The sequence below is a fragment of the Enterococcus sp. AMC1086 genome (assembly GCF_058216575.1).
Genome location: NZ_CM177100.1, coordinates 2,007,450 through 2,021,661, shown reverse-complemented (window position 1 = coordinate 2,021,661; position 14,212 = coordinate 2,007,450). Strand labels below are relative to the sequence as shown.

At 34.6% G+C, this 14,212-nt stretch carries 10 protein-coding genes and 1 riboswitch; of the genes, 8 read left to right on the top strand and 2 right to left on the bottom strand.

Translation table 11 applies throughout. The annotated features are described in order from the left end of the window. Positions 1-127 precede the first annotated feature (127 nt). From AC4BC4_RS09535 to AC4BC4_RS09520, 4 genes are all read left to right on the top strand, one after another. A complete protein-coding gene (locus AC4BC4_RS09535) occupies positions 128-1,381 on the top strand; it encodes a coiled-coil domain-containing protein (RefSeq protein ID WP_490475525.1) in 1,254 nt (417 codons plus the stop codon). A gap of 227 nt (positions 1,382-1,608) precedes the next feature. Beyond that, positions 1,609-2,529 (top strand): tRNA pseudouridine(55) synthase TruB, encoded by a 921-nt coding sequence (gene truB / locus AC4BC4_RS09530; RefSeq protein ID WP_490475524.1) that lies wholly within the window; start codon positions 1,609-1,611, stop codon positions 2,527-2,529. A gap of 17 nt (positions 2,530-2,546) precedes the next feature. Next, positions 2,547-3,494 (top strand): riboflavin biosynthesis protein RibF, encoded by a 948-nt coding sequence (gene ribF / locus AC4BC4_RS09525; protein ID WP_490477367.1) that lies wholly within the window; start codon positions 2,547-2,549, stop codon positions 3,492-3,494. 202 nt (positions 3,495-3,696) lie between these two features. Beyond that, on the top strand, positions 3,697-5,490 hold the full coding sequence (locus AC4BC4_RS09520; protein WP_490475523.1) for a glycerophosphodiester phosphodiesterase family protein: 1,794 nt from the start codon (positions 3,697-3,699) through the stop codon (positions 5,488-5,490). 168 nt (positions 5,491-5,658) lie between these two features. On the opposite strand, the gene AC4BC4_RS09515 is transcribed toward AC4BC4_RS09520, so the two are convergent. After that, positions 5,659-6,549, bottom strand: a complete 891-nt coding sequence (locus AC4BC4_RS09515) for a LysR family transcriptional regulator (protein WP_490475522.1) — start codon at positions 6,547-6,549, stop codon at positions 5,659-5,661. A gap of 27 nt (positions 6,550-6,576) precedes the next feature. Further along, positions 6,577-7,458: a LysR family transcriptional regulator gene (locus AC4BC4_RS09510; RefSeq protein WP_490475521.1), complete on the bottom strand. Its 882-nt coding sequence runs from the start codon at positions 7,456-7,458 to the stop codon at positions 6,577-6,579. A 575-nt stretch (positions 7,459-8,033) separates the two neighbouring features. Next, a riboswitch (M-box (ykoK) riboswitch) is annotated at positions 8,034-8,204 on the top strand. A gap of 117 nt (positions 8,205-8,321) precedes the next feature. Here AC4BC4_RS09510 and mgtA point away from each other — a divergent pair. The 4 genes from mgtA to grpE all read left to right on the top strand — a co-directional run bounded on the left by mgtA (position 8,322) and on the right by grpE (position 14,158). Further along, on the top strand, positions 8,322-10,982 hold the full coding sequence (mgtA, locus tag AC4BC4_RS09505; RefSeq protein ID WP_490475520.1) for a magnesium-translocating P-type ATPase: 2,661 nt from the start codon (positions 8,322-8,324) through the stop codon (positions 10,980-10,982). 183 nt (positions 10,983-11,165) lie between these two features. Next, positions 11,166-12,323, top strand: coding sequence for a radical SAM family heme chaperone HemW (gene hemW, locus AC4BC4_RS09500; protein ID WP_490475519.1), 1,158 nt, complete (start codon positions 11,166-11,168; stop codon positions 12,321-12,323). Positions 12,324-12,509: 186 nt separating this feature from the next. Beyond that, on the top strand, positions 12,510-13,553 hold the full coding sequence (gene hrcA / locus AC4BC4_RS09495; protein WP_438756551.1) for a heat-inducible transcriptional repressor HrcA: 1,044 nt from the start codon (positions 12,510-12,512) through the stop codon (positions 13,551-13,553). 41 nt (positions 13,554-13,594) lie between these two features. Continuing rightward, complete coding sequence (gene grpE, locus AC4BC4_RS09490) at positions 13,595-14,158, top strand: nucleotide exchange factor GrpE (protein WP_490475518.1); 564 nt, start codon at positions 13,595-13,597, stop codon at positions 14,156-14,158. Positions 14,159-14,212 lie beyond the last annotated feature (54 nt).

The window sequence follows — 14,212 nt, the reverse complement described above, 5'->3', positions numbered from 1 at the left end:
AAATTATTTTTGTAACTATATTGAAATGAACTGTAACACTTTTATCGATCTAATAAATGAAATGTATGGTATTATTTAGAGTATAAGATTTATCAAAGATACTGTTGAAGAAAGTGGAGGGTTAATAGTGAAGAAAAAGAGTTTGTCATTATTAATAGTTAGTATGATCACAGTTACAGGAACAATAGTACCAATGAGTTCATTAGCTGAAACAACTGATAAAAAAATAGAACAACAAGACAAAGAAATTACAGCATTAAAAGAAAAACAAAAAGGAGTAGCAGCGCAAATTACTTCGTTGGAGGAAGAAATTTCGTCTATTTTTGATGATGGAATTGCTCTAAACAAACAAAAGACAGCCTTAGTACAAAAATCTGAGCAATTAAAAAAAGACATCGCAGCGTTAGATGTGCGAATTAATAAAAGAACTGAAGCAATTCAAAAACAAGGAAGAAATGTTCAAGTCAATGGACAAGGAACTCAAATTCTGGATATGATTTTAAATTCAGAATCTATTACGGATGCAGTCGGAAGAGTACAAGCAATTTCCTCAATTATGACAGCAAATAATGATTTAGTTAAACAACAAAAAGAAGACAAAGCTCTTGTTGAAAGTAAAAAGACAGATATCCAAACGAATTTAGCTAATGTAGAAAAGGCCGAGGTTCAGCTTGAAAAAGAAAAAGAAAATCTGGTTGCCAAACAAGCAGATTTGAATGTTTTAAAAGCAGAAGTTGATTCTGAAACATCAGGTGCTGAAAGTTCAAAAAATAAACTATTAAAAGAACAGCAAGAAGCATTAAAAGTTCAGCTTGCAAATGAAGCAAAGAAAAAAGAAGTAAAAAAAGCCGAGACGGCTAAGACAGATACTGCAAATGAGCAAAAAACAACTGCTCAAAGCGAAAATACTACGGAGGATACTGCGGCACCTTCTAATACTAATGAAACAAATCAATCGACGAATGAACCTGACACGGGAAAGAATGGAAATAATCAAGGAAGCACTGGTCCGTCAGAAAAACCTGATGATCCAGTAACTCCACCGGTTACTTCTGGTGATGCAACGTTTCAAGCGCTAAATTCTTTACGAGCAGCTCATGGCTTGAATCCAGTGAGTTGGGATGCAGGACTTGCAGCTGCAGCAAGTGGTCGTGCGTCGATCATGCAAGATTACCAAGTACCAGCAGATCATTGGAATAGAGGAGATGAAGTGATTGCCTTCTTGTTTGCTCCAGGTAATTCTGTCATCATGGCTTGGTATAATGAGACGAACATGGACTCACCATCTGGTACAGGTCACCGAGATTGGGAGTTGAATCCTGGCATGACACGTGTTGGATTTGGATATGCTGGCGGTGTAATTGTGGGTCACTCTGCATAAAATAATACTTAATGGCATCCAATTTACATTAACGATACTAGTGTGAAACAAAACTTTTTACTCGTTTTGTTTCACACTTTTTATCTGTGGTTGTAATCGTTCATTCCTAGTAGCTATTTTTTTGTTTAATTTATTATCGATCAAAATGAGTTTTAAAAAAATGAATTCCTATCTGCTTCTATGCTATAATAAATCAGTTGATATTTAAATTTTGGAGGAACGAATAAATGGACGGTATTTTACCTTTATGGAAAGAAGCGGGCATGACCAGCCATGACTGTGTTTTCAAACTAAGGAAAATTTTACATACGAAAAAAGTTGGTCACGGCGGTACTTTAGATCCTGATGTATCTGGGGTTTTACCTATTTGTATCGGTAAAGGGACGAAAGTCATTGAATATATGGTTGATTCTGGTAAGACATACGAAGGAGAAATCACACTTGGCTTTTCTACGACAACAGAAGATGTTAGTGGAGAAATAGTAGAGAAAGTAGTTCTGTCTAAAGCTTTTTCAAATAAAGAAATCGATGATGCTATGCAGACGATGACAGGTGTTATCACACAAATTCCACCAATGTTTTCAGCGGTTAAAGTTAATGGCAAACGTCTTTATGAATATGCCAGAAACGGTGAAGAAGTTGACCGCCCAGAGAGACAGGCGACGATTTATTCTTTTGAACGCACGAGTGATTCTGTTTTTGATGAAGCAAAGGGAACACAACGGTGGCGTTTTAAAGTTATTTGCGGTAAAGGAACTTACGTTAGAACGTTATCTGTAGACACAGGCCTTGCTTTAGGAGTGCCGGCTCATATGTCTGACTTAACACGTACGGCAAGCGGTGGCTTAACAGCTGAACAATGCTTGACGTTAGAACAAGTTGCAGAAAAAATGGCGCAAAATGAAATCAACGAAACGCTATTACCAATCGAAACAGCTATCGAACAATTTCAGCGCATTGATTTAGCAGATGAGCTTTATCAAAAAGTCAAAAATGGTGTTCGCTTAAGTCCAGCTGAATTGACTTTAAAGGAGATGCCGCAAGACTTAGTCGCATTATTCTATCAAGATCAAGTTGTGAGCTTATATATGGCTCATCCAACTAAACCTAATGTATTAAAACCCAGTAAAGTATTACGAAATAATTAATAGAAAGAAGTTTTATGATGCAAATTATTCCAATTCGACATCCTTATAATTCGGAGCAGATCCCAGAAGATGATGTTGTGATGGTATTAGGCTTTTTTGATGGTGTTCATCGTGGACATCAAAAAGTGATTGAAACAGGTAAAAAAATTGCAATAGAAAAAGGCTTGAAACTAGCAGTAATGACATTTAATCAGCATCCGTCCATTGTTTTTCAAAAAGTTTTACCTGAAAATATGAAATATTTGAACAGTTTGGAACAAAAAGAACGGTTGATGGCTAACTTAGGTGTAGATATTTTGTATGTGATCGAATTTACTTCTGCTTTTGCTCACTTAGCGCCACAAGAATTTGTGGATCAATATATTGTCGGACTTCATGCAGCGGTTGCAGTTTCTGGTTTTGATTATACTTATGGTCCTAAAGAAATTGCAGATGTTGCTCATTTACCTGAGTATGCCAACGATCGATTTGAAGTCGTAACGGTAAGTAAAGAAGAATTAGCTGGCGCAAAAATCAGTTCTACAAGAATTCGTGATTTGATGGAACAAGGAAGAATGGAAGAAGTTACTGAATTACTCGGTTATGTCTATGAAACTGACGGAACAGTTGTACATGGTGATGCCAGAGGACGTTTATTAGGATTTCCTACTGCTAATATTAAAGTGAAGAGTACTGTTCGTCTGCCTAGAGTAGGAGTTTACGCTGTCAAAATCCAAGTAGGAGAAAAATGGCATGTTGGTATGGGCTCGATCGGTCACAATGATACTTTTGGTGAGGGTCGCGAGTTGACAGTGGAAGTCTACATCTTAGATTTCCATCAAGATATTTACGGTGAACAAGTAACCGTATCTTGGAATCATTATTTGCGCGACCAAATCAAGTTTGATGGAGCAGAAAATTTGATCGTTCAGCTAAAACAAGACGAACAAGATACAGCCGATTATTTTTTGAAAAAGACTCGTTAAACTGGTTTTCAGATTCCAGTGAAACTAAGTAATCGTTAATGAATCGTATAAACAGATGGATTTTCGTCTACTGTTTATACGATTTTTACTTTCAATCTTAAAATAAAGGTAAAAGGTAGACTTTTCCACATTAAATAAAAATAAATTGTTATACTATAAATAGGATAGTTAAGAAAAAGTAATTTAGCTTAAGGGGAAATCTATGGAGAAAAAGGAAAACCAGAAAAGAAAAACAAAGCTATTTCGTTTTTTGATTTTGTTTATAGTAGTTATTTTAGGTGGAATTTCTTCCTTTATTTGGTTTTCTATCCACATTGATTATCAGGATAATACGAACTCTTCCTATGATGGTTATCATTTTTTATCGGTAAAATTAGACTTAGTTACAATCGATTTTCAAAAAAAACATAAAACGTTAATGGATGGAAGTCAAGTGAAAGGGGAATTTTCAGAACATATGATTGATTCTGTAGTGCAAAATATGGGGATCAAATATCCTGTACCTCGTCCAGTTTTTCATTTAATAAATAAAGACAATAAACAGACTGTTTATCGAGTAAAGGCAAATCTATCTAGCGTGAAACATATAAAAAAAGTTGAATTTGCAACCTTTGGTGAATTAAACGGGCAAAACGATATAAAGCTTTATCAAGGTGTTTATCAGCCTGAAAGTGATACTTGGGAATCGGATATTATCGTAAAAAATCATCAAGAAGTTGGACGGTATCAAATTAAACTTTTGATCACAAAAGAAAATGGAAAAACGGAGCTTGTTGAGTTTGGTGAATTCATCGTGGAACAGCCAACTATAGAAGCTGAAATTGATCGTTCTAAAGTGGGGAAAGGTCAATTTGATGTAAACATCAAAACGAAAAGTGTGGCAACGATTGAAAAAGTCCAAGTCTCTGTTTGGCTCAAAGAGGATCAAAGCGATAAAAAAATATATGAAGGAATTCGACAAATGGATAACACCTATAACGTTCATATTGATTACGAAGATTTTGATTTTAATAATGGTGTTTATCATGTGAATTCAGAATTAACTGCAACGAACGGATTAATAGCCAAAGGAGAAGAGAGCACAGTAGCAATTGATCTTAGTCGTCCTGTTCGGATTCGTATCATGCAAGAAACAACCCTTTTTCAGGATAGAACCTTGTCAAAAGTTACTAAGCAATTACCAGCGAATAGTATAGCTTACGTAAAGGGTATCGCTTTTAATTCAGAAAACAAAATCTACCGTACAACTGAAGGATACATTTCTGCGGATAATAGTGAAATTAATGAAATGATGGATGATATAAGCTATGTCGCACATCGTGGCAATCACAAAGTTGCACCTGAAAACTCTATCCCTGCCTTTCAACAATCCGATAGCTGGGGAATTGAAACCGATATTTGGCTGACGAAAGATAAGCAATGGGTCATTATGCATGATAAAACGATTGATCGAATGACCAATGGTAAAGGAAAAATAAAGGATCTGACATTAGCTCAAATAAACTCATTTCACATCGATCAAGGAGCTAATAAGCAAAATTATTCAGAAGATCAATTAGTGATTCCTACGTTAGAAGACTTTCTAACGATTATAAATAATAAAAAAAGTATCCCTTTTATTGAGATCAAAGCCAAAAACCTTGAATCAAGTGATTACGATAGTCTAGCAAATTTAATTAGTGCATATGGTATGGCGAATACGGCAGTAATAATCTCATTTGATTATCCCAATTTGATTGAAATGAAAAAACGTCTTCCAGATACTCAAGTTCAGTTTTTAGCGACTACTTTAGATGAGCAAATGATTGATCAAGTAAGCACTTTAGGTGAAAATGCTGGTTTAGATATCAAATATGATCGTGTTGTTGATCGAGCAGATCTGATAGCTAAAGCGCAAAGTAAAGGATTGTCTGTTAATTTATGGGGTGTTCCACAAAGCGAGTTTAAGAAGATGGAGGCTTTAGGAATAAACAATCTAACTACAGATTATAATTAAGCAACACAAATTCGTTTTTTAAAATAATAATCCCTTAAATTTCTGACTAATTAGTTGAAAACAGTGTTTAGCTTTGAGGAGTATGCGGAAATTTATAAAAACTATTATCTAGATTTTTATGAATTTCCGTCTATATTTAGAGTTTTTTTGATTTGTTTGTAGTAGTCATTAAAATGAAGTATTGGTAAATGAAGACAACACTTGTTTTAGCTGAGGGTTCATGTATTTATTTTTAAGATAATAAATAGACATCGCTCTAATTGGGAGGGTTTCATGGTTGATGGATGTAAGATTGAAATCATCTAAATGAGATTCCAAATATTGTGGAACGATAGAAAATGTGTCCGTATTGTTTACAATGTAAAGAATCAATTCAGTCGTATCAACTTGAATATCATATTCTTGAGATCTTTTCGGAAGATTTATTGCCATCCAATCATAAATAGTTTTTGTTTCAAGAAAATTTTCTTTGAAAAAAACAAAAGGATAGTTGTCGAATAAGTCCAAAGTAAGTGTTTTATTGTTTAAGACTGGATGTCCTTTTCGCACAATAATATTGTATTCATTTGAATAAATAATTAGTTCATTTATTTCAGAGGGAACTTTTTTTACAGAAGGACCAATTCCAATATCGCATTCCATTGTTTCCAGTGACTTGAAGATGTTATCTGAAATTATGGTATTTACTTTCAACTCTTCATACTCACGAAATAAAGAAGAAAGAATATCCATTAATTTAAATTCTAGATCATTTAAAAAAAGAGCAACATTTAAGGTTGGCGTTGCAGTTTTTTTTGTGGTAGAAAGATCATTAATTTCTTCACAAATATAAGATATTTCTTGTTTGATACGCCAACAATGCGCTTCTAATATTTTTCCAGCAGGTGTAAGTTGACATTCTCCACTGTTTCTAAAAAATAAAGCTGTTCCAATTTCGTCTTCAAGATTTTTTATTTGCTTACTTAGAGCAGCTTGCGAAATATTCAACTTATTACTAGCTCTCGTGAATTGTTTTTCTTCGCAGAGAGATAAAAAATAGTTCAGATGCGTTAATTCCATGACCATTGACTCCTTTCAAAAGGCAAATTAAAAGATATATTGAAGCTGTTCAATTAGATGTTTGTGTGTCTTTGACAGTGATGTATTTCTAGAATAGCCGATAGAAATATTTCTAAAGGGTGCTTCAAGCATTTCAACAGAAGCAACATTCAAATAACGAGGAAGCGATTCTGTTAGCGAGTATGGGAGGAATGTTACCCCAAAATCCTGATCGACTAAGTTTAATATTGAAATTGTCGAAGGGAGTTCATAATATCGATTATCCTTAAGTTGTGGATAGTTCGTTTCAATCCATGAACTGATTATTTTTTTTTCGTAAATCTGTTTCGAATAGTTTATCAAAGGAATTTGCTTCAAATGATCGGCTGATATTTCATTCAAATGGGCCAGTGGATTGTTATTACTCGTAAAGACGACATAGGATTCAGAGAATATCAAATCACTTATTATTTTCGTGTTTGTTTCAGATAGAATACCAATTGCGATATCTATTTCGTTTTTTTCAAGCGCATCTTCTAAATTTTCGTAATAGCTGTACTCAAGTGAAACAGTCGGGTAATAGTTCCGGAATTCTGTTAGTAATTTAGCAATCAAATAATCAGTGTCAGCTAAATTAGTCCCAATTTTAATCTTTGCAGTCTCTCCAGTATGAACCAGTAAGTTTATTTCTTTAATAGCCATTTCAAATTCCTGAAAAATCGTTTCTCCTCTTGTTTTTAAAACAAGTCCTTCTGGCGTTAATTCATTGGTATTGTGGCCTCTTGTTATCAATCGAGCGTTTAGTTCTAATTCTAATTCACGAATATGAGTACTCAAATAAGGTTGAGAAATACCTAATTCCTCTGAGGTTCTTGTGAAATTTTTGTATTTACATAATGCTAAAAAATAATCTAGATGTTTTAATTTCATTCGTTCATCTCCTTCACTTGAGTGAAAAAAACTCTAATCATATACAAGATAAAATAATTTTAGTTAAAATAGTTCTTTTTTAGAAAAAATATATAAAAAATTAATAGTATATTATTGAACTTTCCAAACAGGTATAAATTATTATAGATTAATCAGGAAAAGAGCCTCTTTAATTGGTAGCAGACCAATTGAAGAGGCTTCTATCAGAATATTACCTTCTGATAAAATGACGAACGATCGCTTATATGTTGAGGTTGGCATATAAGCGTTTATTCATATTTATTATAATCTTGAAGATGAACCTAAGCCATTCCGATTTACTTATAATGCTATTCCTTTTTGTGAATTTCAACTTATTTTCGAAGGAGTTACTTCTGCTTCTATCGTTTATTCGGATTCTTTAAGGCTAAGTTTTTTGTAAAAAGAAGGTTGGATTTTCTACAAACGAAGTTTAAATCTTCGTTCGTAAAGTCATCATAAAAAAAGATGAGTCAATAGGCTATCTGTTTATTCTTATACCGTTATTCCTTTTTTTGTCTATCAAAAAAAATAATAATTCATTAAACTGATGATGTAATTCTTCTTGTTAGGTGAGGCTCCTATACAAACATAGGCTACTGCCCAAAAATGTCGAGAGACGCCAATGGGTAGAACAGGAACTGTCGAATTAAGGCTTTTCTTAAGGTAGCTAAAAGCTTAGGCTTTTTACGTTGTATAGTGCCAAAACTCAACGAATGTGAAGACTCATGGCGAAGTGCGCTGAGTTTTCAGTGCGCTCTTTTTGTGTGGAAAGGATGTGGTTATCATATCGGAAGATAGTTCGATAAAGCGAAACTCAACTAAAAGAAAAGAGGATAATCTAGATGCAAAAAGAAATGAAGAACATGATTCATGAAAAAGCGTATCAGAAATTAGCTAATCTATCGATTGATAAAGTACTGGAAAATTTTTCATCCTCGTGGGAAGGTTTAAAAGCTAGAGAAATAAAACGCTCAAAGGAGCAATTTGGTGTAAACAAAATCACTGATGATAAAAAGAAATCATTGGTTTATACGGTGATAAAATCTTATGTCACTCCGTTCACTGTAGTATTGATGATACTTGCAACTATCTCGTTTTTTACTGAATATGTTTACGCGGAACCAAGTGAAAAAGATCTTGTGGGTGTCTTTATCATGTTGATCATGGTGTTATTAAGTGGCACGATGACATTAGTCCAATCAGTAAAATCGAGTAATGCGGTCAGCAAACTGCAAAATATGATTCAGATTACTGCAACTGTTACTAGAGAAAACAAAGAAATGGAAATCCCGATGGATGAAGTTGTTTGTGGTGATTTAGTGAAGCTCTCAGCTGGCGACATGATTCCAGCAGACCTCCGTTTGATCCATGCCAAGGATTTGTTTGTTTCTCAATCTGCAATGACAGGAGAAAGTTTTCCAGTTGAAAAGAAAGTTAAAAATGTCGTGTCCACAAGGAACAGTCAAACGGATTTTGAAAACCTACTATTTTTAGGGAGCAATGTTGTGAGTGGTAGCGGGATTGGTGTAGTTGTTCGTGTGGGCGATGATACATTATTTGGAAAAATAGCACAAGATGTAGCAGATGATGATAAAAAAACGAGTTTTGAAATAGGCGTAAATAAAACCACCTGGTTATTGATCCGCTTTATGATGGTCATCACGCCAGCAGTATTTTTGATAAACGGAATAACCAAAGGCAATTGGAGTGAAGCACTGATGTTTGCGATCGCAACTGCTGTAGGGCTTACTCCAGAAATGCTGCCGATGATCGTTACCACAAATTTAGTCAAAGGCTCTAGAGATATGGCCAAAGAAGGAACGATCATGAAAAACGTCAATGCGATTCAAAACTTTGGCGCTATGGATATTCTGTGTACGGATAAGACGGGCACACTAACGCAAGATAAGGTCATTCTTGAGTACCATTACAACACTTCATGTCAAGAAGATCATGAAATATTGCATTCTGCGTTTTTGAATAGTTTCTTTCAGACAGGTTTACGAAATTTGATTGATAAAGCGATTATTGAAGCAGCATCGAAAGAATTATCCATTGACGAAGAAGATTATTTTAAAATAGACGAAATTCCTTTTGATTTTAATCGTAGAAGAATGAGTGTGGTTGTTAAAGATAGAAGATCCAATCGAAGCCTATTAATCACCAAAGGAGCAGTAGAAGAGATGCTGCAAGCATGCTCTTACATTAACCAGCAGGGAAATATTATTCCACTCACGCAAGAGATAAAAAAACAAGTACTAAAAACAGTCAAAGAATTAAATGAAGATGGCTTACGAGTATTGGCCATTGCTGATAAAAAAGTCAATAATCAACTAGATGATTATTCTGTAGAAGACGAGAAAGAGTTGGTTTTACAAGGATATTTAGCATTCTTAGACCCTCCAAAAGAAACAGCGGCAGCGGCAATCAAGGCATTGAAAAACAATGGTGTTTCTGTAAAAATTTTAACTGGAGATAATGAATTAGTCACACGTTCAGTCTGTAAAGAGGTTGGTCTGGAAACTGAAAAAATGATCAGTGGTTCAGCAATAGGTAAGTTATCTGAAGTTGAATTAGAAAAAATCGTTAATGAATACAATATCTTTACGAAAGTAACGCCAGACCAAAAAACAAAAATCGTAAAAGCGTTGAAAAAAAATGATCAAACAGTTGGATTTATGGGAGATGGTATTAATGATGCTGGAGCCATGAAAGTATCAGATGTAGGCATTTCTGTAGATACGGCCGTTGATATTGCAAAAGAATCGGCAGATGTTATTTTATTACAAAAGGATTTGATGGTTTTAGAGCAAGGAATTATATCAGGTCGTAGAGTATTTAGAAATACCATGAAATATATCAAAATGACTGCAAGCTCCAATTTTGGTAATGTATTTTCTGTTATTCCAGCAAGCATCTTCTTACCTTTTTTACCAGTTGCGCCGATTCAATCTCTTTTCTTAAACTTAATTTATGATACATCATGTATGTCTGTACCTTGGGATAATGTCGATGCAGAATATGTGGAAAAACCAAAAAAATGGGAAGCAAAATCAATTGGTTCTTTCATGAGATGGTTTGGACCGACCAGTTCTATTTTTGATATTGTCACTTATCTATTTATGTATTTCATAATTTGTCCAACAATTTTGGGTGGCAGCTTTTTCTCATTAACAGCAGATAAGCAATTATTGTTTATTGCGATTTTCCATGCAGGTTGGTTCATTGAATCTTTATGGTCACAAATGTTGGTGCTTCACGTTTTAAGAACACCAAAGATCCCGTTCCTTCAAAGTAGAGCATCAGGTATATTGACACTGGTCACTTCAATTGGAATTTTAGGCGGTACAATTTTACCATTTACCAATTTAGGCGCAACGATTGGATTTGCACCTTTACCAGGAAATTACTTTTTCTATTTAATACCAACGATCATTGCGTATTTACTTTTAGTAACGGTAATCAAAAAAATATATATGAAAAAATATCAAGAGTTACTTTAATCGGAAATTTTAGGACACTTTGGATTCTAGGAATGAACCAAGGTGTCTTTTTTTTGTACATTAAATAGTGAATTTATTGAATCAAATTAGAACATTATATGATTGAATATGGTAAGATGAAGTGGGTCTTTTATATACAGATATAATAGAGTAGAGGACTTTCAAATTGGAGGAATAAAAACAGTGAAAAATGATACAACGAGCATTTCAGCATATATACATATCCCTTTTTGTGAACACATCTGTTATTATTGTGATTTCAATAAAGTTTTTTTAGAAGGTCAGCCAGTAGATGAGTATATCCAAAGTCTTTTGACCGAAATTCGTTTGACAAAAGAGCAATATCCAAGCAAAGATACCAAAACAATCTATATAGGTGGTGGAACCCCAACGTCTTTATCGGCTAATCAATTGGCTGTGTTGTTAAAAGGCGTACGTGAACTTTTGCCGATAGAAGCTGGAAATGAATTCACAGTGGAAGCAAACCCGGGTGACTTAACACAAGATAAATTACAGGTGATGAAAGAGTATGGAGTCAACCGTTTATCAATGGGCGTTCAAACATTTGATGATCAGCTTTTGAAAAAAATTGGTCGCAAACATACGGCTAAAGATGTCTATGATACAATGAAATTTTTAGAGAAGGAAGACTTCTTGAATGTAAGCATTGATTTGATTTATGCATTACCTGGCCAAACATTAGAAGGATTTAGAGACACTTTAAGACGAGCAATCGAGCTTGATTTACCTCATTATTCATTGTATTCACTGATTTTAGAAAATAAAACAATGTTTATGAATTGGGTACGTCAAGGTCGCTTACAATTACCTGATCAGGAAGTTGAAGCGCAAATGTTTGAAGAAACGATCCTTGCGATGGAAAAAGCAGGACGTCATCAATATGAAGTAAGTAACTTTGCTTTAAAAGGTCAAGAAAGCCAGCACAATTTGGTCTATTGGAATAATGACCATTACTATGGTTTTGGAGCTGGAGCCAGTGGCTATCTAGGCCATACTCGTTATCGTAATCATGGTCCCATACAACACTATTTAAAACCATTAAGGGAAAATCAATTGCCTACTGTTGAAACAGAATTATTGACATTAAATAATCAAATGGAAGAAGAACTTTTTCTAGGTTTGAGAAAAATGAGAGGCGTATCAAAATCGCGTTTCCAAGAGAAATTTGGTTTACCATTGGATCATGTATACAAAGAAACGATTCCAGAGTTGGTCCAAAAAGGGTTGCTATTGGAGAATGAGGATCATATTCAACTCACTGAACAAGGACTTTTCGTAGGAAATGATGTGTTTGAAGCATTTCTCATAGATAAAGAATAGGAAAATAAAAAGGAATGAAACTAGAGTTTAAATGGCTCTGATTTCTTTCTTTTTTATTTTTTTAGCACTCGATGATAAAGAGTGCTAAAAAAGTTTGTTTTTCTCTTGACAATTTTGTGAGAACTTGCTATATTAATAATTGTATTAGCACTTGAACAACATGAGTGCTAATGAAGGGTGGTAACTATGATAACGGAAAGACAAAAGAATATTTTGCGACTTATCATCCAAGAATACACAAATACAGGAAATCCTGTAGGTTCCAAAAAATTAATGGAAGAAGGCATTCAATCGAGTTCTGCGACAATTCGTAACGATATGAAAGCTTTAGAAGAACACGGATTGCTAGCGAAGACACATTCGTCTTCTGGTAGAATTCCTTCAATGGATGGTTATCGCTATTATGTGGACCATTTGTTAAGTCCAGCGGAAGTTGAACATGATGAATTAGAAGCGATTCGCCATTCCTTTGGTAAAGAGTTTCATGAAATCAATGATATCATTGAACAATCTGCTGAGATCCTTTCTGACCTAACAAGCTATACTGCTTTTTCGTTAGGACCTGAAGTGAAAGAACGAAGATTGACTGGTTTCCGAATCGTTCCATTAAATGAGCGTCAAATCATCGCGATTATCGTAACAGATAAAGGCAACGTAGAAAACCAAGTATTTGCGATTCCGTCATCTGTATCAAGTCAGGATTTGGAAAAGATGACCCAAATAATCAATGACAAATTGGTAGGACAACCGTTACTGACAGTTTATCATCGTCTACGTACGGAAATCCCAATGATTTTACATCGTTATTTTCAAACACCAGATGGCATGATGAATCTATTTGATGCAATGTTAGGACACGCGTTTGAAGAAAAAGTTTTCGTCAGTGGTCGTATGAATCTATTAGACTTCGGTGTAGAAAAGAACATCGAACAACTAAAATCTGTTTATTCTTTTATGAAAAATACGAATGAAATTACTCATTTACTGACAGCTGATGAAGAAGCCGATACACAAATAGCGATTCGAATCGGTTCAGAAATAGGAAATGATTTACTTGATCATATGAGCATGATTACAGCAACCTATGAAGTCTCGGGTCATGGCAAAGGGACTATCGCCTTGTTAGGCCCCACAAGTATGCCTTATTCAAAAATGTTTGGTTTGGTGGATGTTTTCCGCCATGAATTAGCTTCAAAACTTGGTGCTTATTATCGGTTTTTGGATCAATAAGTACAAAGTTGAAAATATAGAATTCTACTAATTCTACGGAAATGAGAAGGGAAGTTGCTAGAGTGAGTAATAAAGAAGAAACAAATGAAGAATTAAAAGAAGAACACATGGAAGCTATCGATGATTCAGGTGTTTCTGAAACAGAAATAGAAATGACAGAATTAGAAAGTGCGAACGCTGAATTGTCAGAAATGGAAGATAAGTTTCTAAGAGCACGCGCTGAGATTGCCAACATGAGCAATCGGTTTAAAAACGAGCGTGAATTACTTGTTCGTTATCGTTCACAAGATTTAGGTAAAAAATTATTGCCGTCTATCGATAATTTAGAACGTGCGATGGCGATAGAAGTTGACGATGAGCAAGGTACGAGCTTGAAAAAAGGAATCTCAATGGTTCTTGAAAGTTTACAAGCTGCTTTGAAAGAAGAAGGCATCGAAGAGATCCCGACAATGGGTGAAGTGTTCGATCCTAATTTACATCAGGCAGTTCAAACGATTCCAGCAAGTGACGAAGTACCTGCGGATACAATCGTTGAAGTGTTACAAAAAGGCTATAAATTACATGACCGCGTTTTACGAGCAAGCATGGTTGTTGTTGCACAGTAACAGCAAAAAAATGTTTGTATAATATAAATTGAAAAAAATTAAAATAGAAGATAG